The sequence below is a fragment of the Streptacidiphilus anmyonensis genome (genome assembly GCF_000787855.1).
Classification (GTDB): domain Bacteria; phylum Actinomycetota; class Actinomycetes; order Streptomycetales; family Streptomycetaceae; genus Streptacidiphilus; species Streptacidiphilus anmyonensis.
In genome coordinates this window covers 51,703-69,141 of sequence record NZ_BBPQ01000033.1, presented here as the reverse complement: position 1 = coordinate 69,141, position 17,439 = coordinate 51,703, and the positions used below count along the sequence as shown (strand labels likewise).

The 17,439-nt window shown below is 73.6% G+C and carries 20 protein-coding genes; 10 read left to right on the top strand and 10 right to left on the bottom strand.

The window, feature by feature from the left end; translation table 11 throughout:
* Positions 1-545 precede the first annotated feature (545 nt).
* Both TR50_RS25180 and TR50_RS25175 read left to right on the top strand, forming a co-directional pair.
* Positions 546-1,361, top strand: a complete 816-nt coding sequence (locus TR50_RS25180; protein ID WP_042426251.1) for a PP2C family protein-serine/threonine phosphatase — start codon at positions 546-548, stop codon at positions 1,359-1,361.
* A 592-nt stretch (positions 1,362-1,953) separates the two neighbouring features.
* A complete protein-coding gene (locus tag TR50_RS25175) occupies positions 1,954-2,970 on the top strand; it encodes an MASE1 domain-containing protein (protein ID WP_042426248.1) in 1,017 nt (338 codons plus the stop codon).
* Between the two features lie 39 nt (positions 2,971-3,009).
* Here the strand turns inward: TR50_RS25175 and TR50_RS25170 are convergent, their stop codons facing one another.
* On the bottom strand, positions 3,010-3,546 hold the full coding sequence (locus TR50_RS25170; RefSeq protein WP_042426245.1) for an NUDIX hydrolase family protein: 537 nt from the start codon (positions 3,544-3,546) through the stop codon (positions 3,010-3,012).
* Between the two features lie 97 nt (positions 3,547-3,643).
* On the opposite strand from TR50_RS25170, the gene TR50_RS25165 reads away from it, so the two are divergent.
* On the top strand, positions 3,644-3,880 hold the full coding sequence (locus tag TR50_RS25165) for a hypothetical protein (protein ID WP_042426242.1): 237 nt from the start codon (positions 3,644-3,646) through the stop codon (positions 3,878-3,880).
* 52 nt (positions 3,881-3,932) lie between these two features.
* Complete coding sequence (locus tag TR50_RS25160; protein WP_042426239.1) at positions 3,933-4,283, top strand: DUF6204 family protein; 351 nt, start codon at positions 3,933-3,935, stop codon at positions 4,281-4,283.
* Positions 4,284-4,370: 87 nt separating this feature from the next.
* Here TR50_RS25160 and TR50_RS25155 read toward each other — a convergent pair whose 3' ends face one another.
* Complete coding sequence (locus TR50_RS25155; RefSeq protein WP_042426236.1) at positions 4,371-5,018, bottom strand: carbonic anhydrase; 648 nt, start codon at positions 5,016-5,018, stop codon at positions 4,371-4,373.
* 101 nt (positions 5,019-5,119) lie between these two features.
* Between TR50_RS25155 and TR50_RS25150 the strand changes: the two genes are divergently transcribed.
* A complete protein-coding gene (locus tag TR50_RS25150) occupies positions 5,120-5,605 on the top strand; it encodes a peroxiredoxin (protein ID WP_042426233.1) in 486 nt (161 codons plus the stop codon).
* A gap of 39 nt (positions 5,606-5,644) precedes the next feature.
* On the opposite strand, the gene TR50_RS25145 is transcribed toward TR50_RS25150, so the two are convergent.
* Entirely contained in the window at positions 5,645-6,559 is a 915-nt protein-coding gene (locus TR50_RS25145) for a collagen-like triple helix repeat-containing protein (protein WP_042426230.1), read from the bottom strand.
* Positions 6,556-7,374 (bottom strand): hypothetical protein, encoded by an 819-nt coding sequence (locus TR50_RS25140; RefSeq protein WP_042426226.1) that lies wholly within the window; start codon positions 7,372-7,374, stop codon positions 6,556-6,558. The genes TR50_RS25145 and TR50_RS25140 overlap by 4 nt, the downstream gene beginning before the upstream one ends.
* Before the next feature lie 248 nt (positions 7,375-7,622).
* On the opposite strand from TR50_RS25140, the gene TR50_RS25135 reads away from it, so the two are divergent.
* On the top strand, positions 7,623-8,030 hold the full coding sequence (locus TR50_RS25135) for a hypothetical protein (RefSeq protein WP_042426223.1): 408 nt from the start codon (positions 7,623-7,625) through the stop codon (positions 8,028-8,030).
* 325 nt (positions 8,031-8,355) lie between these two features.
* Here the strand turns inward: TR50_RS25135 and TR50_RS25130 are convergent, their stop codons facing one another.
* Positions 8,356-9,153: an AraC family transcriptional regulator gene (locus TR50_RS25130; RefSeq protein ID WP_084700951.1), complete on the bottom strand. Its 798-nt coding sequence runs from the start codon at positions 9,151-9,153 to the stop codon at positions 8,356-8,358.
* Between the two features lie 54 nt (positions 9,154-9,207).
* Here TR50_RS25130 and TR50_RS25125 point away from each other — a divergent pair, with 54 nt between their 5' ends.
* On the top strand, positions 9,208-10,521 hold the full coding sequence (locus TR50_RS25125; protein WP_084700949.1) for an MFS transporter: 1,314 nt from the start codon (positions 9,208-9,210) through the stop codon (positions 10,519-10,521).
* Here the strand turns inward: TR50_RS25125 and TR50_RS25120 are convergent.
* Positions 10,512-10,961 carry an MscL family protein gene (locus TR50_RS25120; RefSeq protein WP_042426220.1) on the bottom strand — a complete coding sequence of 150 codons (450 nt, stop codon included), beginning with the start codon at positions 10,959-10,961 and terminating at the stop codon, positions 10,512-10,514. The genes TR50_RS25125 and TR50_RS25120 overlap by 10 nt on opposite strands.
* Positions 10,962-11,085: 124 nt before the next feature.
* Between TR50_RS25120 and TR50_RS25115 the strand changes: the two genes are divergently transcribed.
* The gene (locus tag TR50_RS25115) at positions 11,086-11,289 is read left to right on the top strand and encodes a hypothetical protein (RefSeq protein ID WP_042426217.1); all 204 of its coding nucleotides are present in this window, start codon (positions 11,086-11,088) and stop codon (positions 11,287-11,289) included.
* A gap of 3 nt (positions 11,290-11,292) precedes the next feature.
* Here the strand turns inward: TR50_RS25115 and TR50_RS25110 are convergent, their stop codons facing one another.
* Both TR50_RS25110 and TR50_RS25105 read right to left on the bottom strand, forming a co-directional pair.
* Entirely contained in the window at positions 11,293-12,882 is a 1,590-nt protein-coding gene (locus TR50_RS25110) for an FAD-dependent monooxygenase (protein WP_042426213.1), read from the bottom strand.
* Positions 12,879-13,520 (bottom strand): PadR family transcriptional regulator, encoded by a 642-nt coding sequence (locus TR50_RS25105; protein ID WP_042426211.1) that lies wholly within the window; start codon positions 13,518-13,520, stop codon positions 12,879-12,881. The genes TR50_RS25110 and TR50_RS25105 overlap by 4 nt, the downstream gene beginning before the upstream one ends.
* A 141-nt stretch (positions 13,521-13,661) precedes the next feature.
* On the opposite strand from TR50_RS25105, the gene TR50_RS25100 reads away from it, so the two are divergent.
* Both TR50_RS25100 and TR50_RS25095 read left to right on the top strand, forming a co-directional pair.
* Positions 13,662-15,110: a purine-cytosine permease family protein gene (locus TR50_RS25100; protein ID WP_042426208.1), complete on the top strand. Its 1,449-nt coding sequence runs from the start codon at positions 13,662-13,664 to the stop codon at positions 15,108-15,110.
* Between the two features lie 76 nt (positions 15,111-15,186).
* Positions 15,187-16,293 carry a C45 family autoproteolytic acyltransferase/hydrolase gene (locus TR50_RS25095; protein ID WP_042426205.1) on the top strand — a complete coding sequence of 369 codons (1,107 nt, stop codon included), beginning with the start codon at positions 15,187-15,189 and terminating at the stop codon, positions 16,291-16,293.
* Positions 16,294-16,312: 19 nt separating this feature from the next.
* On the opposite strand, the gene TR50_RS25090 is transcribed toward TR50_RS25095, so the two are convergent.
* The gene (locus TR50_RS25090) at positions 16,313-16,564 is read right to left on the bottom strand and encodes a hypothetical protein (protein WP_042426203.1); all 252 of its coding nucleotides are present in this window, start codon (positions 16,562-16,564) and stop codon (positions 16,313-16,315) included.
* 100 nt (positions 16,565-16,664) lie between these two features.
* The coding region (locus tag TR50_RS25085) for a trypsin-like serine peptidase (protein ID WP_042426319.1) at positions 16,665-17,439 on the bottom strand (775 nt) is incomplete at its 5' end.

Below are 17,439 nucleotides of genomic sequence, written 5' to 3'. Positions count from 1 at the left end.
GTCGGGACGGGTGCGGCTCGGGTGTGGCGCCCGTGACATCCCGTGAGGTGGCGGCGAGTCAGAGGCGGCGCGGGAGGGGTGGCCGGACGGCAGGCGGCGGCCGACCGGAAGGCGCGTAGGCGCACGCGGGGGGCGCGCGGCGTTGCTGCGCGGGCTCTGCCTGCACGGGCCCGGCCTGCGCGACGTCGGCCGGGGGCGCGGGGCGGACCGGCCCCGTCACCCGGCGTGACGTCCTCGCGTCGGCGCGACGACGCGGGCGGGGTCGGGCGCGCGCGGGGTCTGCGGCAGCGCCCGGCGCACACCTGCGGAGCCGCGCGGACGCATGGCGCCGGGACGGGACGACCCCCGTCCGACCGCCGTCCGACCGCTGTCGGCAGCCCGAGGACCCGCCCCGGGGCGGCGCTCTCCGGGCCGGATCCGGACGGCATCCCGGGCAGGAAGCGGTCGAGTCGTCCTGGAAATCCTCGATCAGAGGACAATAGGATGCAGCGCGCCCCAGAGGCATGCCGAGAAGGCCCCGGTCCCGACGTCGAACGGAGCGGTCCATGGTCCGACGCCGCCCCCCGGCGTCCGCGAGCTCGGACGAGCTGCTGAGCACGCTCGGCCGTCTGACCGCGCAGGCCCTGGAGCGAGTGGAGTCGCAGAAGGCCCGCGTGGAGCTCGCGGCCGCGCTCCAGCGCGACCTGCTGCCCTCCGCGCTGCCGCAGGCTCAGGGGCTGCGCGCAGCCGCGCGCTACGCCCCCGCCCGACACGGCCTCGACATCGGCGGCGACTGGTACGACGGCTTCGTCCTGCCCGGCGGCGTGCTCGGCTTCTCCGTCGGCGACGTGCAGGGCCACGACGTCGAGGCGGCGGCGTTCATGGGCCAGGTCCGCATCGCGCTGCGCGCGCTCGCCACGGCCACCCCCGACCCCGGCGAGGTCCTCGGCCGGGCGAACGACCTGCTCGTCGACATGGAGCCCGACCTCTTCGCCACGTGCAGCTTCCTGCGCTACGACCCCGCGAACGGCGAACTCGCCATGGCCCGCGCCGGTCACGTCCCCGCGGTGTGGGCCGCGTCCGACGGCACCCACGGCGTCGACGGCGAGGCCGGCGGCCTCCCGCTCGGCATCCAGGCGGGCGAGCCCTACCCCGTCTCCCACCGGTACCTGACCGGGAGCGGGGCGTTCGTCCTGGTCACCGACGGCGTCGTCGAGGGGCCGTCCTTCTCGATCGACGAGGGCCTCGACCACATCGCCGCGCTCATACAGGCCGGGGCGGACGGCGAACCGGCCACGCTGGCCGCGGACCTCATCCACGTCGCGGAACTCACCGGCCACCAGGACGACGCCGCCGTCCTCGTCCTCCGCCACGACCGCTGACCCCTCCGGGTCACACCCCGCAGCCCCGGCGCCGCCGGGCACTGACGGGGAGCCTTGCGGCCCGTGGCACTACCGAGGGCCGAGGACTGAGGGAAGCGGGCCAGCGCGACCCGGCGGGGCGGCGCGGGGCTGCGTTGACTCCTCCGGCGGCGCCCCGCAGCCCCGGCGCGGAGCCCCTGGCGACGCCGGGCACTGACGGGGCCTTGTGGCCCCTGGCACTGCCGAGGGCCGAGGAATGGAGGCGGGGCGTCGTGGGGTTCCGACCGCGTGCGTCCGGCGCGGGCAAGGCTGGGTGCGCAGGTGGCGTGCGGGCGGGGTCGGTGGCCGGGCCGTAGCGCCTCGGCGCCGGGAGCCAAGGGCGCACGCCACCGACACGGCACGGGCGTCGTCGAAGCTCTGCGCCTCACGCCGATCGGTGGCTTGCATGCGCCCCTCGGCGAAGGGGCACGGTCGGGGGTCGTCGGGGCTCCGTGGGCGCGTGGGGCGGTGTGCCCGGCCGGGGGATAGTGCCGGGTTCCGTCCGCGTGTGATGATCGCGGCTACGGGCGTGTCACGACGAGGCGGGCGAGCGCTGCGCCGGGAGAGTAGGGGCATGTCAGGAGAGGTGCGCGCCGAGACGCCGCGGCAGGCGCGGGGCGCGGCGGTCCTGTGGATGCTGGTCGTGGCGGGCGTCTACTACGGCAGCGGACGGCTGGGGCTGCTCGCGCAGGTCGTCGTCGATGGCGTCCGGGTCACCCCGCTGTGGCCGCCGACGGGGGTCGCCGTCGCCGCACTGCTGCTGCTCGGGCTGCGCATGTGGCCGGGGATCGCGCTCGGGCAGTGGCTCGTAGTGCTCTCGATCTCCCACTGGAATCCCACCTGGGCGGGGCTCGGCATCGTCGCGGGAGCGACGGTCGCGCCCGTGCTCGCCTGGCTGTTCCTGCGCGCGGTGCGCTTCCGACCGCAGCTGGACCGGCTGCGGGACGGCCTCGCGCTGGTCTTCGTCGCGCTGACGGCGACGCTGGTGAGCTCCAGCGCCTCGACGCTGATCCTGACGGCGCAGGGGGCGCTCTCGGGGCAGTCGTACGGGGCGGCGTGGGCGGCCTGGTGGACGGGCGACGCGATGGGCGTGCTCGTCGTGGCACCGCTGCTGCTGGCCGGCCGGTACACGCAGCCGCCGAGAGACGTCCCGATGATGCGCTGGGTGGAACTGTTCGTGCTGCTGGGCGGGACCGCCGCGGTGATGCTGCTGGTCACGCACAGCCGCATGTCGATCCTGTTCCTGGTGTTCCCGCTGGTGATCTGGGCGGCGATCCGGTTCCAGATGCCGGGCGCCGCGCCGTGCGTGTTGCTGATCTCCGTGCTGGCCGTGGTCGCCGCGATCCACCAGTCCGGACCGTTCGCGGGCCACAGCGTGGCCGCGCAGATGTTCATGCTGCAGGCGCTCAACGGCTCGGCCGCGCTGACCGCGCTGCTGCTGGCAGCCGTGATCACCGAGCGTGACAACACGAACTGCATGATCGCGGAGGCGTGCGTGGGACTCGCCGAGGTCGTCGCCCGCCTCGCCCCCGACGAGGTCGCGGACCGGTGGCCGGGGGCGCGGGACGAGCTGGGCAAGGACGGGCGCTAGACCGGCTGGACCGGCTGCCGGCCGGTCCCGTTGGACCGGTTAGACCAGGCAGCCCGCGTGGGCGAGGGCCTGCTTCAGCAGGACGCCCTGGCCGCCGGGCATGTCCTGCTGGACCAGCTCGGAGGCGGCCTCCTCGGGGCTGAACCAGACCAGGTCCAGCGCGTCCTGACGCGGTCTGCAGTCACCCGCGACGGGCACGATGTAGGCGAGGGCGACGGCGTGCTGGCGCGGGTCGTGGTACGGGGTGATGCCGGGGGTGGGGAAGAACTCGGCGACGGTGAAGGGCTGGAGCGAGGCCGGGATGCGCGGCAGCGCGACGGGGCCGAGGTCCTTCTCCAGGTGGCGCAGCAGCGCGTCGCGGACCCGCTCGTGGTACTGCACCCGGCCGGATACCAGGGTCCGGGTCACCGTGCCGTCCGAGTCGATGCCCAGGAGCAGGCCCACGTGGGTGACTTCGCCGCCCTCGTCGACGCGCACCGGCACCGCGTTGACGTAGAGGACAGGCAACTGGGCGCGGGCCGCCGACAGTTCGTCGGCTTCGAGCCAACCGGGCGTGGTCTGGGTGAAGTCAGCCATTGGGTGATCGTACTGTTCCCGACAGCCCTCCCGCGGGATGCGGCGACGACGACGTCTTCGACGTGCACACCGCGTGGCCGGGAGTGATGCTCGGAGCATGCAGACGCCCTCGTGGCCCAACCAGGACTGCCCCGTCCACGTCGCCGCGCTGACGCCGGGCGAGGGGGAGCGGGCCGTGCGGGTCATGCGCGAGGACGGCACGCTCACGCCTCCGACGCGCTGCCGGGACGCGCACGAGTTCAGGCGTCTGGTCCACCACGAGCGGCCCGGCGTCGACCTGCACGATCCCGCGCAGATCTTCTGGGAGGACCACCCGGGCGAGTGGCCGCGCTGAGCCGCGTGAAAACCCGGTGGAGGCGCTGCGGTGTGCTCGTTAGGGTGCGGGCGTGAGCACACGTACCTTCCGCATCACCGTCCGCGGCGTCTTCGAGGGCCTCAGTGACGAGCAGCGCGCCGAGCTGCTCGCGCGGGCCGCCGACCACGACGTCCTCCACGCCGCGTTCACCCCCGAGGGCCACCTCAGCTACGACCTGACGGCGCGGGCGGCCTTCACCTTCCGCTACCTCGACTCGGGCGAGGCCGAGGAGGACATCCTCCTCGCGGAACTGCGCGCGGAGGAGTCCGCGACGTCCTGGCTCGCCGCACGCGGCTACGGCTACCGCAACCTGCGCACCCAGGCCGAGGACCTCAGCCAGGCCCCTCTGGGCAAGCGCCAGCGCCGCGCTCAGAAGGGTTAGCCAGAAGGGCCCGCCGGAGGAGTCGGCCGGACGGCTCAACCAGGGGAGTCGGCCGGACGGCTCGGCCGAAGCCGGCTCGTACGCCGGTCAGACCTGGACCGCGACGGCGTCGTCGAGGCCGCGGACGGAGACCAGGCGCGCGGTGCCGTCGGCCAGGCGGTAGGAGAGGCCGACCACGGCCGTGCGGCCGGCGTCGACGGCCTCGGCCAGGACCCGGGAGCGGTCCAGCAGCAGGTCGACCGTCTGCTTTATGTGCTCCTCCACGATCGCGTCGCGCGACTCGATCCCGGCCGCGTGGGCCGCCAGCACGCTCGGGGTGACGCGCTCGATCACGTCGCGGATGAAGCCGGGGGCGGGCGCCGCCCCGTCGAGGGCCTCGCACGTCGCCGCGACCGCGCCGCACTGGTCGTGGCCGAGGATCACGACGAGCGGGCTGTCCAGGACGGCGACGCCGTACTCGATGCTGCCGAGCACCTCGGGGCCCATCACGTGTCCGGCGGTGCGGACCACGAACAAGTCGCCCAGGCCGCGGTCGAAGATGATCTCGGCGGCGAGGCGGGAGTCGGAGCAGCCGAAGAGGACAGCGAAGGGGCGCTGGGTCGGGACGGTCGCGGCGCGGCGCGCGGCGTCCTGGTTGGGGTGTTCGGGCGATCCGTCGACGAACCGCCGGTTACCGGCCAGCAGGGTCCGCAGGGATTCTTCGGGCGTCGGCGTGTTCGTGATCGAATCCGTCATACTCGCAGCCTACGGCCTTGCGCCGACACGCACTGGGCGGGGTGCCGGATGGGGTGGGCCCCGCCCTTACCACCTACCCGCCGGTATGGTTCGCTGTGCGGATGGCGAAGAGTCCCGCAGTGGGCGCGTTGGCGCCCGATTTCACGCTTCCCGCCGTGCAGTTGGTCGACGGTGAGGCGGTCCGCAGCGAGTTGACCCTCTCGGAGCAGCGCGGGCGGCCGGTCGTGCTCGCCTTCTACCCGGGCGACGACACCCCCGTCTGCACCAAGCAGCTCTGTTCGTACTCCTCCGGCCTGGAGCAGTTCACGGACCTGGGCGCCACCGTCTGGGGCATCAGCACCCAGGACGTCACGAGCCACGAGGCGTTCGCCCGCAAGCACGGGCTGCGGATGCCGCTGCTGGCCGACACCGGCCGCAGCGCCGCCGAGGCCTACGGCATCACCCTGGGCGCGATGGTGCGCCGCTCCGTGTTCGTGGTGGACGCCGAGGGCGTGCTGCGCTGGAAGCACGTGGCCGCGCTCGGGCTGACCTTCCGTGACGTGGCGACGCTGACCGAGCAGTTGGCCCTGCTCCCGGCCTCGGAGTGAGGTCCGGCTGACAGGCTCCTGCGGGCGGGCCGCCGTCACTCAGCCGGGCTTGGGCCGGCCCAGCAGCGCGGCGACGGTCTCCCGCATGCCACGGCTGCGGCCGTCCTTGGGCACCAGGCGTGCCGGGTCGGCCTGGTCGCGGACGAACGCGTGCAGCCTGCCGTCGTGCTGGGCCAGGACGAGGTCGGTGCTGGACTCCGCGGTCTCGGCCGAGCCGACCGCGGCATACGCGACGGCGGTCAGCAGAGCGGAGCGTTCCGCCGCGGCGAGCACCGCGTCGGGGTCCGCGCCCGCCGACTGTTCGGCCCAGGGGCCGCGCGGCAGCCACTCGGCGACCAGCCGCAGTGTGTCGTCGAGGGTGTGCAGGGACACCTCGTGCACGCCCAGTGCGTCGATGCGCACGACCAGGCAGACGTTCTCCGGCTGAGGCAGCACCAGCATCCGCCAGGCTTCGCCCGACGCCGTGCCGGTGACCCGGGCGTCCAGCACACGCCGGGCGCGGCGCTGGAAGGCCAGGGTGATGCCCAGGTCCCCGCGCACCTGGATCTGGTCCCGGCCCTGACCGGCCACCAGCAACTGCCGGGCGGCGAGCGAGCGCACCGCCTCCGCGAGCACCTCGTCGGAGGGGCGCGTCTCGAGGAAGTCGACGACTGCGTCGACCACCGTCAGTTCCGCGACGGTGTAGGCGCCGAGCGGGACGGCGCCGGTCTCCACCAGGTCCACCACCGCCGTCACCATGCCCTCCGGGACGGAGACGGTCCCGGGGGTCTCCGGGACGGCGCCGGGGGTGTCCGCCGTCCCCGACGCCTCCGCGGCGTCCGGGGCGTCGGGCGTCCCCGGGACGCCTGACGTCCCTGACGACCCCGCTGCTCCAGGCGGTCCCGGCGACGCCGGTGTCCCGGGCGGCTGGGAGGGGGTCTCGGAGGTCTCCGGCGTCGGCTCGGCGTCGCTCATCGCTCCCCATCGATCCATCGGGTCCCCGGTCGCGGCAGCGGACCGGGAGCGAACAGCACCTGGGCGGCGGAAGGGAGCGGCGCCTCGCTCACCCACACCTGGGAGCTGCCGAAGAGCCCCCGCCCCGCGCGTCCGGCGAGGGCCCGCCCGAGCTCGTCGGTGGGATCGTCGCAGTCGGGAGGCGGGAAGTGCGCGGCGAGGTCCGCGGAGGCGGAGGTGAGGTCGTCGTCGGTCTCGATGCCCCGCAGGGTCGTGGCGAGCGTGCGGGAGACGTCCGGGCCGACCCCCGTCGGCAGGGCCAGCGTGGGGGAGAGGTACATCGGGCGACGCTCGGTCACCCGCGAGAGCCCCCACGGGCCGACGTTGCTGCGGGTGATCCGGTAGACGACGTAGTCCATCAGGTGCCGCAGGTCGTTCAGGCTGGGCAGCTTGCGCTTGCCGAACGCGGCCGGGGTCTTCTCCAGCTGGAGCCAGGTGCCGGTGGCGGTGCGGCCGTGCAGCTTCTCGCGCACGACGGGACCGCGCATGCCGAGGTCGGGGTAGCGGGTCTTGTCGATGTCCCGGTGGTGGCTGGACAGCCGCTGGTGGCTGACGTCGGGGAAGCTCCACCGCTCGTACAGCTCCGGGTCGTCCACGAGGACGTGACCGCCGCACAGCACGTCGTGGAGCTGCGGGACCTGGAGTCCGTGCCGTTCGAGGTCGGCGATGATCGCGGCCTCCTGCGGGCTGAGCCCGGAGGCGGCGGCCAGCAGGCCTTTGCGGTAGGCGGCGTTGCGCGCGGTCAGGTCGATCAGCAGACGCGTGCGCGTGCGCACCCGCTCCGCCTGGCGCGCCTGTTCCGCCCGCGCGGCCCGGCGCCTGCGACGTCGCCCCTGTCCACCGGCCATGTCACCCAGTACAACATCGCCGATCCCGCCGTGCCCGGACGGTTACGCCGGTCGGCGTCCGCCGTCGTCGGACCGACGGCTCGGTCGGAAGGCTCAGTGGGAAAGCTCCGTGGGAAAGCTCAGCGGAAAGGTTCAGCGGGAGGGCTCAGCCGCACCAGAAGAGGAACGGATGGCAGGTGTCCGTCGGGGAGGGCCTCGGGGGCCGCGAGGGGGTGGGCGTGCCGCCACCGCCGCCGCCCGTGGTGGTGCCCGGGCCGGTCCCTGAGGGTCCGGGGTTCGCCGAGGGCGACGCGCTGGGTTGTGCGGACGCCGACGCGGAGGCGCTGGACGACGAGGCGGAGGCGGTCGGTCTGGACGGCGTGTGGTGGTGCCCACCGCGCGCGGTGGAACTGGGTGCGTCGATGGGGGTGGCCTGGTCCGGGGTGGTCGCCGACGGACCGGACGTCGAGCCGGAACCGGTGGGGGTGGCGCTGTTGGCGCCCGAGCCGCCGCCCGCGACTGCGAAGCCCGTCGCCACGATCACCAGGGCTCCGACACCGCCCAACAGCATCCCGCGCCGCCGCCGTGCCGCGCGCGCACGCTGACGTCCCCGGTGCGCCGCCCGTCCGCCCGAGCGGGGGTCGCCGGGCTGCCGGTAGGTCACCGTGCTCGCGGCGTCGCTCGGCTCCAACCCGGCCTGGTCGAAGGGCAGGTCAGCCGCGGCGGCCCCGCAACCCGGGCAGGAGTAAGCGCCGTTGAGGTGGCGGCGACAGGTGGGGCAGAACTTCATGCCGTCTTCCGTGCGAATGATGCCGTTGTTCGGTTCCTGGCGAGCCTAGGAGTACGGCGACGGGTGGTGACAGCTCGTAAAGGTGAGGCTTCTGAGGAGAAGTCGTGCAGGTGAGGCGGTTCGTGCGAGTCGTCGGGCGGTCATGGTGCAGATGGGAGGCGGTGTCGGGACGGGGTCGTCCCGAAGACCGTCCGGAACGCCTCGATGAACGCGCTCGGCGTGGCGTAGCCGCATGCGGCGGCCGTCGCGGTGACGCTGCGTCCGGCCGCGAGGTGGTCGATCGCATGGTGCAGGCGCAGCCGGGTGCGCCACTGCGGGAAGGTCAGGCCGGTCTCGGCGCGGAAGAGGCGGCTGAGGGTCCGTTCGCTCGCGCCGACCGCCGCGCCGAGCTCGCGCAGCGACCGCGGATCGGCCGGGTCCCGGTGCAGCAGCGCGGCGACGGCGCGCAGCCGGTCGTCGACGGGCGCGGGCAGATGCAGCGTCAGGCGTTCCGCGCGCGCCAGTTGGTCGGTGGCGGCCTGGCGCAGGGTGGCCTGCTCTGCGTCGCTGTAGCCGGTCTCCGGCGGCTCGGCGAGAGCGGCGACCAGTTCGTGCAGCAGCGGGGTCACCACGAGGACGGCCGGCTGCTCCCCGCCGACGGGGTCGATCTCCGCCGGGAAGGAGAGGGAACGCATCCGGGTGGGGGTGCGGGCGAGATGCGCGTGCGCGGTGAACGCCGGGATCCACACCGCGCGCTGCGGCGGCACGACCCAGCTGCCGGCGGCCGTCTCGACCTGGAGCACCCCGCTGCCGGGATGGATCAGCTGGTGACGGTCGTGGTGGTGGCGGTCGATGCGCTCGAGACGTCCCAGGTCCTGGACCGTGGGGCCGGGCAGCTCCAGGTGGGGCGTCGGGTCGCCGCCGTCCGAGGCATCGGGGACTTGGCGGTTAATCGACATATCGAGGCAGTTTATCGGAAGTCGGCTGGGCGGGGTCGCCGGAAGGCTGGAGCCATGACCTCCACCGTGGACTCCCCGGGCGCCGCCCCGTCCGACCCGCCTGCCGTGCCTGCCCCGTCCGACCCGCCTGCCGCGCCTGCCCCGTCCGACCCGCCTGCCGCGCCTGCCCCGTCCGATCCCTCCGACCCGCCTGCCGCGGCCACTCCGGCGTCCTCGTCGTCGCCGTGGCGGCGGATGCGGCTGTGGGGCGCGGCCCACGCGGTCGACGACCTCTACCAGGGCCTGGTCCCCGCCGCCGTCCCCTACTTCGTGCTCGACCGCCACTACGGCTACCTCGCCGCGACCGGCCTCACCATGGCGGCGACGCTCGGCAGCGCGGTGCCTCAGCCGCTGCTCGGCCTCGCGGTCGACCGCTACCGGCTGCCGTGGCTGGCCGGCGCGGGCGTGGGGCTGGCCGGACTGGGCCTCGCGCTGGCCGGCCTGGTCGGCCCGTATCCGGCGGTGTGGTCCCTGATCCTGCTGTCAGGTCTGGGCGTGGCCATGTTCCACCCGGCCGCGGGCAAGGCGGCCAGGGCGGACGCGGGCGACAGCGCGGCGGCGATGAGCGTCTTCGCGGCGGGCGGCAGCGTCGGCTTCTTCCTTGCGCCGGTGCTGGCCACCCCGGCGCTGGTCGCCTGGGGCGTCGGCGCGACCGCGCTGTTCCTGCCGCCCGCGGTGCTCACGGCCTTCGTCCTGCTCGCCCGTGCGCGACGGGCCCGGCCGGCCCCGGCCAGTGCCGCCGTCGCACCGGGCCACGACCGCTGGGGCCCGTTCGCGGTCCTGACCGGGGTCGAGGTGCTGCGCTCCGTGGCGTTCTTCGGCCTCAACACCTTCGTCGAGCTCTACTGGCTGCGCGACCTGCACGCCTCCCGCGCCCTGGCCGGCGCGGCCCTGACCTGCTTCCTCGCCGGCGGGGTCGCGGGCACGCTGGCCGGTGGACGCCTCGCGGACCGCTGGGGGATGGTCCGCACCATCCAGTGCGGCGCCGCGCTGGTGCTGCCGTGCCTCGCGGGTCTGCTGCTCGCGCCGGGCGCGTGGGCGCCGCTGCTGTTCGCGCTGCTCACGGGCGCGGCCCTGAACATGCCCTTCGCGGTCCTGGTGAAGCTCGGTCAGGACTACCTGCCGACCCGCCCTGGCACCGCCTCCGGCGTGACCCTCGGCCTCGCCGTGAGCGTCGGCGGCCTGCTCGCGCCGGTCCTGGGCCTCATCGCCCAGTCCCACGGCCCCCGGGGCGCGCTCCTCGCGCTGTGCGTGATCCCACCGGCCGCGCTGCTGCTCGGGCTGCTGCTGCCGGAACCCGGCCCGGCCCAGACCCGGACTCAGACCTGAGCGGGCCGGTCCGCGCCCTGGGGCGGCTGGTCCGAGCCGCAGTAGCGGCACTTGGGAGCGGCGGCCGGGATGTCCTCCGACAGGCAGGACGGGCAGGTCTTCGCCGGGGTCGGGTCGCCGAAGACGGTGACGCCGCGGCGGGCCTGGGTGTGCTTGTAGGGGACGACGATCATGAAGTAGACGACCGCCATGAAGACCACGAAGTACACGATCGCCGAGATGAACGCGCCGACGTTCACGTAGGTGGCCGGGTTGCCCGGCTTGCCCAGCTGCCAGCCCAGGCCGATCGAGTTCTTGCCCTGGATCCTGGTGATGATCGGGTTGATCACGAAGTCGGTGAACGCCTTGATGAGCGTGCTGAACGCCAGGGCCACGATCAGGCCGATGGCGACCACGACCACGTCGCCGCGCATCAGGAAGTTCTTGAATCCTCGCAACATGACCCGGCTCCTTCCCAGAAAACCGGATGATTTCACTCCGACTCCTTCGGATGGAGCAGTGGAAGGGCCGGGTTCACCCTCGTTCTCCCTCTTGGCGGGCGGCTCCCGATCCGATGTAGGAGACATGGCTCCATCGCATCTCCCCACAGGCCGCCTCGTCCCGTCCACCGCGCTCAGCCTCCGCGTCGGGGACTGGGTCGAGTTGGACGGCAGGTCCTGGCAGGTCACCGATCTGCGCTACCGCTGCGACGGCGGCCGGATCGTGCACTTCGGGGGCCGGCCGCCGCACGTCATGGGCCCCCGCGCCACCATCCCCGTCCACCGCTGAGCGCTACCGGGCGCCGGGAGCTGTCCCCAGGCGCGGTTCGGACGGCGCCGCCGGGCCGAACCAGCGCGCCAGCGCCTGCTGCAGCCCGGCATCCCCTCCGTCGCCGTCGCCGTCGATGGTGTCGGCGTCGACGGTGCGCAGCCAGGCGGCGTGTCCGTCAGGCCGCAGCAGGACGGCGCGGAGCCCGGGATGGTCGGGGCACGCCGCGGAGACCGTGTCCACTCGGTCCGCCCAGCCCGCGGCCGACGCGCGGACGGTGCTTCTTTCGGCCTCGGCCAGGTCGAGCAGCACGCCGCGTCCCCGGGCGAGCAGCCCGGTCAGGCGTATCCGGCCCTCGCTCGTGGTCAGGGCGAGGTCCGGGGTCAGCCGGCCCAGCCAGGGGTGGTCGGCGCCCGGGTGGTGCGTCTCGTAGCGGGTGTCCAGCCCGGTGACGGTCTCGGCGAGGGCACGGTTGCCCGCCGGGTGGGCGGCGACGCGGGTCAGCAGGTCGGTGAGCGGCCCGAGCCGGTCGTCGGCTTCGCCGAGCAGCACCTGGGCCCGCGTGTTGGCCAGCACCTGCGCTCCGGCGGGGTGGCGTTCGTCGTGGTAGCTGTCGAGCAGACGGGCCGGTGCGGTGCCGCGTACGGTGGCCGCGAGCTTCCAGCCGAGGTTGAACGCGTCGTCCAGGGCGACGTTGACGCCGATCGCCCCGGCCGGCGGGTGGATGTGCGCCGCGTCCCCCGCCAGGACGACCCGGTCCTGCACGTACTCGGCGGCCTGCCGGGCGGCGTTGCCGAACCGGGTCGTCCAGCGCGGGGAACGCAGCGCGACGCGGCGGCCGAGCGCCTCGGCCACAGCGGTCTCCAGCAGGTCCACGGTGACCGGGGCGTCCCTGTCGGCGGGCGGGCACCGGTCGGCCGTGATGATCCTGACATGGCCGGGACGCGGAATGACGAACACGCCCCCGCCGGGGCCGGTGGTCACGCCGAACGGCAGGGCTTCCGGATCGACGAGCTCGACATCGCCCAGCAGGGAGAAGCGCGTCGCCTCGGTGCCGGGGAAGTCGATGCCGGCGCACCTGCGGACGGTGGAGCGCCCGCCGTCGCATCCGACCAGGTACGCCGCCCGGATCCGGTATCCGGCGCGGTCGGTGTCGCCGTCGCCGGTGCCGGCGGTGGCGACGGTGGCGGTGACGGACGCGGAATCCTGTTCCAGGGAGCGCAGTTCGTGCCCGCGTCGGATGTCGGCCCCGAGCTCGAGAGCGTGCTCTTCGAGCACTTCCTCGACCCGGGTCTGCGGGATGCCCAGTGTGTACGGATGGTCGGTGTGGGCGCCCGCGAGGGTGAGCGGCACCGGCAGGCCGGAGAACGCGACGTGGGGGACCTGCCACCCCTCGCTGACGAGCCGTTCGGCGAGGCCGCGGCGCGCCAGCAGGTCCAGGGCGCGGGCGTTGAGGTTGAAGCCGCGGCAGAAGCCGGGCCGTTGCGGGTGGCGTTCGACGACGACCGTGTCGACGCCGGCGAGTCGGAGTTCCGCGGCGAGTAACAGGCCGGCCGGGCCGGCCCCCACGATCAGTACCTCGGTCGCCTCGGTTGTCTCGGTTGCCCGGGTCATCCGGCGGTTCCCTTCCGCTCCGTGTCCGTGGGGGCGGACCAGGTCCAGCCCTGTTCGGTTCGTTCGGCCCGAGGCCAGACCAGGCTGCCGTCGCGGATCTCGGTGACGGTCCGGCGGGTCCAGGCCAGCTCGGCCTCCCAGGCGTGCAGCGAGCACTCGACTTCGATCATGAACAGCCGGGGGACCTTGCCGGAGTCGACCGTGTCGGCGAGCACCGCCCTGGTCTCCTCGATCCGCCGGCTCAGCTGTTGTGCCCGTTCGGTCAGTGCCTCCGCCGCCCGGTCCGGACCGAGCGCGCCGAGGTAGGACACCGCGGCCATGAACTTCGGGTACTCCGCGACGGGCGTGCGCAGGAGCTCGTCGATCCAGCGGACGAACTCGCTCTCGCCCAGCCCGGTCGCCGCGTAGACGGTCCGCTCCGGTCGCCTGCCGTCGCGTGCCGTCTCCACCGGCTCGATCCAGCCGTGTCGGACGAGGGCCTCGACCGTGTCGTAGAGCGAGCCGGAGTTGACCTTGAAGCTGCTGTCCTTGTGCCGTTCCCGCAGGGTGGACGCCATCTCGTACGGGTGCATCGGCTGTTCTCGCAGCAGACCCAGCACGGCCAGCGCCAGTGTGTTGGAGATCTTTCGGTTCGCCATCTGTATGACCGCTCCCTATTAGTCGGATCCGACTATACGCGGATCGACCCCTTGACGAGAGGCCATTCCACGCTATTGGATGTGCGACCAATAGCGAAGCGCCCCCACGCCCCCACAGGGCTCGTCGGTTCGGAGAACCCCATGGCCGCCACCCCGCCCGCTCGCGAGACCGAGCCCCCTCGCCCGCAGAACCGGAACGCCGACGCCACCCCGCACACTGGTGGGGTGGAGGCGCACGGCATCGACGTCATTCCCGACGGCGAGCGCCATGGCCGCCCTCGGGAACTCTTCGGTGTCTGGGCCGCGCCCAACGTCAGCTACCTCAGCCTCGTCGTGGGCGGGACGCTGATCCTGATGGGCCTCAGCCTCTGGCAGGCCCTCGGGGTCGTGGTCGTCGGAAACCTCTTCTGGGCGCTGGTCGGCCTCGTGGCCGTGAGCGGATCAGCCTCCGGGACGCCCAGCGAGGTGATCATGCGGGCGATGTTCGGCGTCCGCGGCAACCGCGCGAACATCGCGATCACCGGGTGGTTCGCCTCCGTCTGCTACCTCGCGCTGAACTGGGCCGCCGGCTGTCTCGCCGCGTTCGCACTCGCCGACGAGGCGGGGCTGCATCCGGACACCTTCGTCAAGATCGTGATCATCGTCGCGGTCGCCGCCGCGACCCTCGCGATCAGCGTCTACGGCCACGCCATGATCGTCCGGCTCTACACGCCGTTCACCGTCGTGCTGACCCTGGTCTTCCTCGTCCTCGCCGCCTACGTGCTGCGGCACGCCGACTGGCACTACCGCCCCCAGCAGGGTCTCCACGGCGGCGACCTCGTCGCCGCGCTCGCCGGCGGCCTCGCTCTGATCGCGTCCGCGCCGCTGTCCTACAGCAACAGCGCCGACTTCGCCCGCTACCTGCCGCGCGAGTCCAAGCCCGCCGCGATCGCCGTGTGGACGGCCGTCGGCGCGTTCGTCCCCAGCGTCCTGTTCACCGCGCTGGGCGTGCTGGCCGGGACCGCACTCGACATGACCGACCCGCAGAGCGCCCTGGAGTCGATCATCCCGGGCTGGTTCAAGCCCGCGTTCCTGCTGGCCGTCGTCCTCTCGGCGGTCGCCAACAACGCGATGACCGCCTACAGCTCCGGTCTCGCCCTGCAGGCCATCGGCGTCCGGATCCGCCGCTCCCGCAGCGTCGCCCTCGACGGGACGCTGGGCGTCGCGCTGACCATGTACGCGCTGCTCGTCTCCAACTTCCTGACCGCCGTCAACAGCGTGCTCGAACTGATGGTGGCGCTGATGGGACCGACCATGGCCATCTACGCCGTCGACGTGTTGTGGCGACGCAACCGCTACGACGGCCACGAGCTGAGCGACGAGACCCCCGGCGGGCCCTTCTGGTACACCGGCGGCGTCAACTGGGCCGGCGCCACCGCCCTCGTCGTCAGCGCCGTCGCCGCGACGCTGTGCGTCGACACGGAGATGTGGGTCGGACCGATCGCCAAGGCCCTGGACGGCACCGACCTGTCGCTGCCGGTCGGCATGATCCTGGCCCCGGTGATCTACCTGCTGATGATGCGCGGACGCCGGGCCGCGGTGCGCGGCTGACCGGTCTTCGCCCGCAATCCGTTCTCCCGTCTCCCGTCTCCCGTTCCCTGCCGTCCCGCCGAGGAGCAGCACCGCCATGCCCACGCCGACGCCCACGGTCTTCCGTTCCCCCGCCGCCGCCCCGGGCGAGCGCGGACAGCTCCTCGGCCGGACCTTCCCCGACCGGATCCGGCGCACCGCCGACTTCTACGACACGCTCTTCCGCGCCGCGGGCGCGGGGCCGGACGAGGTGCGCGCGACGGGGCTCGCCGCCTTCGGGCAGATCGCCGCGGCCGCGCCCGAACTCGCCGAGGAGATCGACGGCATCGCGCGCGGCGCGCGACTGCCGCTGCACCGCCTCGCGGCGCTCAACGCCCGCACCGAGATCCTCGGCCGCTTCGGACGCCCGCAGCCCGAGTGCTCGACCGTCGTCCACGCCCCCGCCGACGGCCGCCCGCCGGTCACCACCCAGACCTGGGACTGGCACGACGACATGCGCGACGGCTGGTTCGTCTGGCACATCCGCCACCCGGACGGCCGGGAGGTGCGGACCGTCACGGAGTACGGCATCGTCGGCAAGATCGGTGTCAACACGGCCGGGCTGGGCCTGCACTTCAACATCCTCGCCCACGCCTCAGACACGGCCTTCGACCCGTCCGCGCCGGCATCCGCGTGGCTGCCGGTCCACGTGCTGGCCCGGCACGTGCTGGACACCTGCGGCACCTTCGACGAGGCGATACGGCTGGCGACGCGGACCCGGGTCGCCGCGTCCAGCTCGCTGACGCTCGCGGCGTACGAGGCGGGCCGCGCACGGGCGGCGACCGTCGAGCTCAGCCCCGCGGGCCCGGCGCTGCTCCACCCCGGCGCGGACGGCTACCTGCTGCGGACCAACCACTTCGTCGACCCCGGCCTCGCCCGGGGCGAGGCCCTGGCGACCGAGGACCCGGACACCCGCCACCGCCTCGCGGCCCTCCACGCCCGCACCGCCGCCCGCCCGTTCCCGGACGGCGCGGCGCTGCTGGACGCCCTCACCTTCCACCTCGACGACGGAGCCGCCCTCTGCTGTCACCCGGACCCGGACGCGGCTCTCGGCAAGCGTTGGGAGACCCTCGCGACGGTCTCCCTCGACGTGGCCGGATCCCGCCTCGCCGTCCACGCCGGCGGCCCCTGCACGGCGAGGCGGGCCGCCTGGACGGTGGTGTGAGCGGGCTCGCGACGAGGGGTCAGGGCGCCAGGGTGTCGCGCTTCGGGATGCCTTGCACGCTCTCCCACGCGGTCGGGCCGTAGACGCCCTCCACCTCGCCGCCCACGTCCGAGCCGGGCCGCCCCCGCCACACGACCAGGGCCCCGCTGACCAGGACCTCGTAGACGTACTCCGCGTCGTCCCGGTCGTTGTAGGTGATCTGCCTGGTGACCTCCTGGTTGCGCAGGTGGTGGGGGATCGCTGCGGGCATGACTGTGATGCGGACGCTCATGCTTCGACGGTAGGTGCGCCCACGGCCTCCTGCCCGCCGACCGGCGCGCTCGGGTTACAGCCCCGGGCGCACGGGTCGCGCCGCCGATCACCGGTTCAGATCACTGGGGGAGGCCGCAGCCGGGGCGGGTGAGGTCGAGGACGTTGCCCGGGCCGAAGCAGGCCGGGATGTAGTACGTCTCCTCGGCGTAGTTGGTGCCCTCGTGGACGGTGACGTTGCCGTTGGCGTCGACCTCGCAGGGGTTGTCGAGGGTGCAGCGCTGGCCGTCCTCGTTGCCGGTGTTGTTGACCGCGACCACCTGCCCCGTGGTGGTGTCGATGACGGGGGAGCCCGAGGTGCCGCCGATGGTGTTGCAGGTGGAGGTGTAGCGCACGGAGTCCAGCCAGACCCAGTCGGCCTCGTGCAGCTGGTAGACGAAGCCGTCGACGCCGCACGAGTACGTGGTCTTCCAGTAGCCGGAGACCACCTCGATCGAGGACCCGGCGGTGGGGTGGGTCGAGGACACCACCAGCGGGCTGATGCCGTAGGCGCTCTTGATGGCGGCGTAGGTCTTGGTCAGCTGGTAGATCGTCACGTCGGTGTTGGTCATGGTCGCGTAGGCGACCTTCGCGGCGCGCAGCTTGGCCACGCCCTTGCCCGAGGCGTTGAGCAGCGTGAAGCTGCGGCTGGAGGACTGGTTGACGATCACCTGGCCGGGGTCGGGCATGCCCGTCTCCAGGCAGTGGCCGTTGGTGAGGACCAGCGCCGGGTCGTTCGGCGAGGAGCCGGCGAAGCTGATCAGTGAGCCGCTGCAGTCGTCGAGCGCGACGGTTCCGGCGAAGGTCACGGCGGCGGCCGGGTGGGCGGCCGGGTGGGCACTCGGGTGGGCGGCCGCT

Coding starts and splice junctions, on each gene's coding strand:
- TR50_RS25100 (WP_042426208.1), top strand. CDS start 13,662: ATGGCCGCCACCCCGCCCGCTCGCGAGACCGAGCCCCCTCGCCCGCAG.
- TR50_RS25115 (WP_042426217.1), top strand. CDS start 11,086: ATGGCTCCATCGCATCTCCCCACAGGCCGCCTCGTCCCGTCCACCGCG.
- TR50_RS25105 (WP_042426211.1), bottom strand. CDS start 13,520: ATGGCGAACCGAAAGATCTCCAACACACTGGCGCTGGCCGTGCTGGGT.
- TR50_RS25110 (WP_042426213.1), bottom strand. CDS start 12,882: ATGACCCGGGCAACCGAGACAACCGAGGCGACCGAGGTACTGATCGTG.
- TR50_RS25165 (WP_042426242.1), top strand. CDS start 3,644: ATGCAGACGCCCTCGTGGCCCAACCAGGACTGCCCCGTCCACGTCGCC.
- TR50_RS25125 (WP_084700949.1), top strand. CDS start 9,208: ATGACCTCCACCGTGGACTCCCCGGGCGCCGCCCCGTCCGACCCGCCT.
- TR50_RS25120 (WP_042426220.1), bottom strand. CDS start 10,961: ATGTTGCGAGGATTCAAGAACTTCCTGATGCGCGGCGACGTGGTCGTG.
- TR50_RS25150 (WP_042426233.1), top strand. CDS start 5,120: ATGGCGAAGAGTCCCGCAGTGGGCGCGTTGGCGCCCGATTTCACGCTT.
- TR50_RS25175 (WP_042426248.1), top strand. CDS start 1,954: ATGTCAGGAGAGGTGCGCGCCGAGACGCCGCGGCAGGCGCGGGGCGCG.
- TR50_RS25090 (WP_042426203.1), bottom strand. CDS start 16,564: ATGAGCGTCCGCATCACAGTCATGCCCGCAGCGATCCCCCACCACCTG.
- TR50_RS25130 (WP_084700951.1), bottom strand. CDS start 9,153: ATGTCGATTAACCGCCAAGTCCCCGATGCCTCGGACGGCGGCGACCCG.
- TR50_RS25170 (WP_042426245.1), bottom strand. CDS start 3,546: ATGGCTGACTTCACCCAGACCACGCCCGGTTGGCTCGAAGCCGACGAA.
- TR50_RS25145 (WP_042426230.1), bottom strand. CDS start 6,559: ATGAGCGACGCCGAGCCGACGCCGGAGACCTCCGAGACCCCCTCCCAG.
- TR50_RS25180 (WP_042426251.1), top strand. CDS start 546: ATGGTCCGACGCCGCCCCCCGGCGTCCGCGAGCTCGGACGAGCTGCTG.
- TR50_RS25095 (WP_042426205.1), top strand. CDS start 15,187: ATGCCCACGCCGACGCCCACGGTCTTCCGTTCCCCCGCCGCCGCCCCG.
- TR50_RS25155 (WP_042426236.1), bottom strand. CDS start 5,018: ATGACGGATTCGATCACGAACACGCCGACGCCCGAAGAATCCCTGCGG.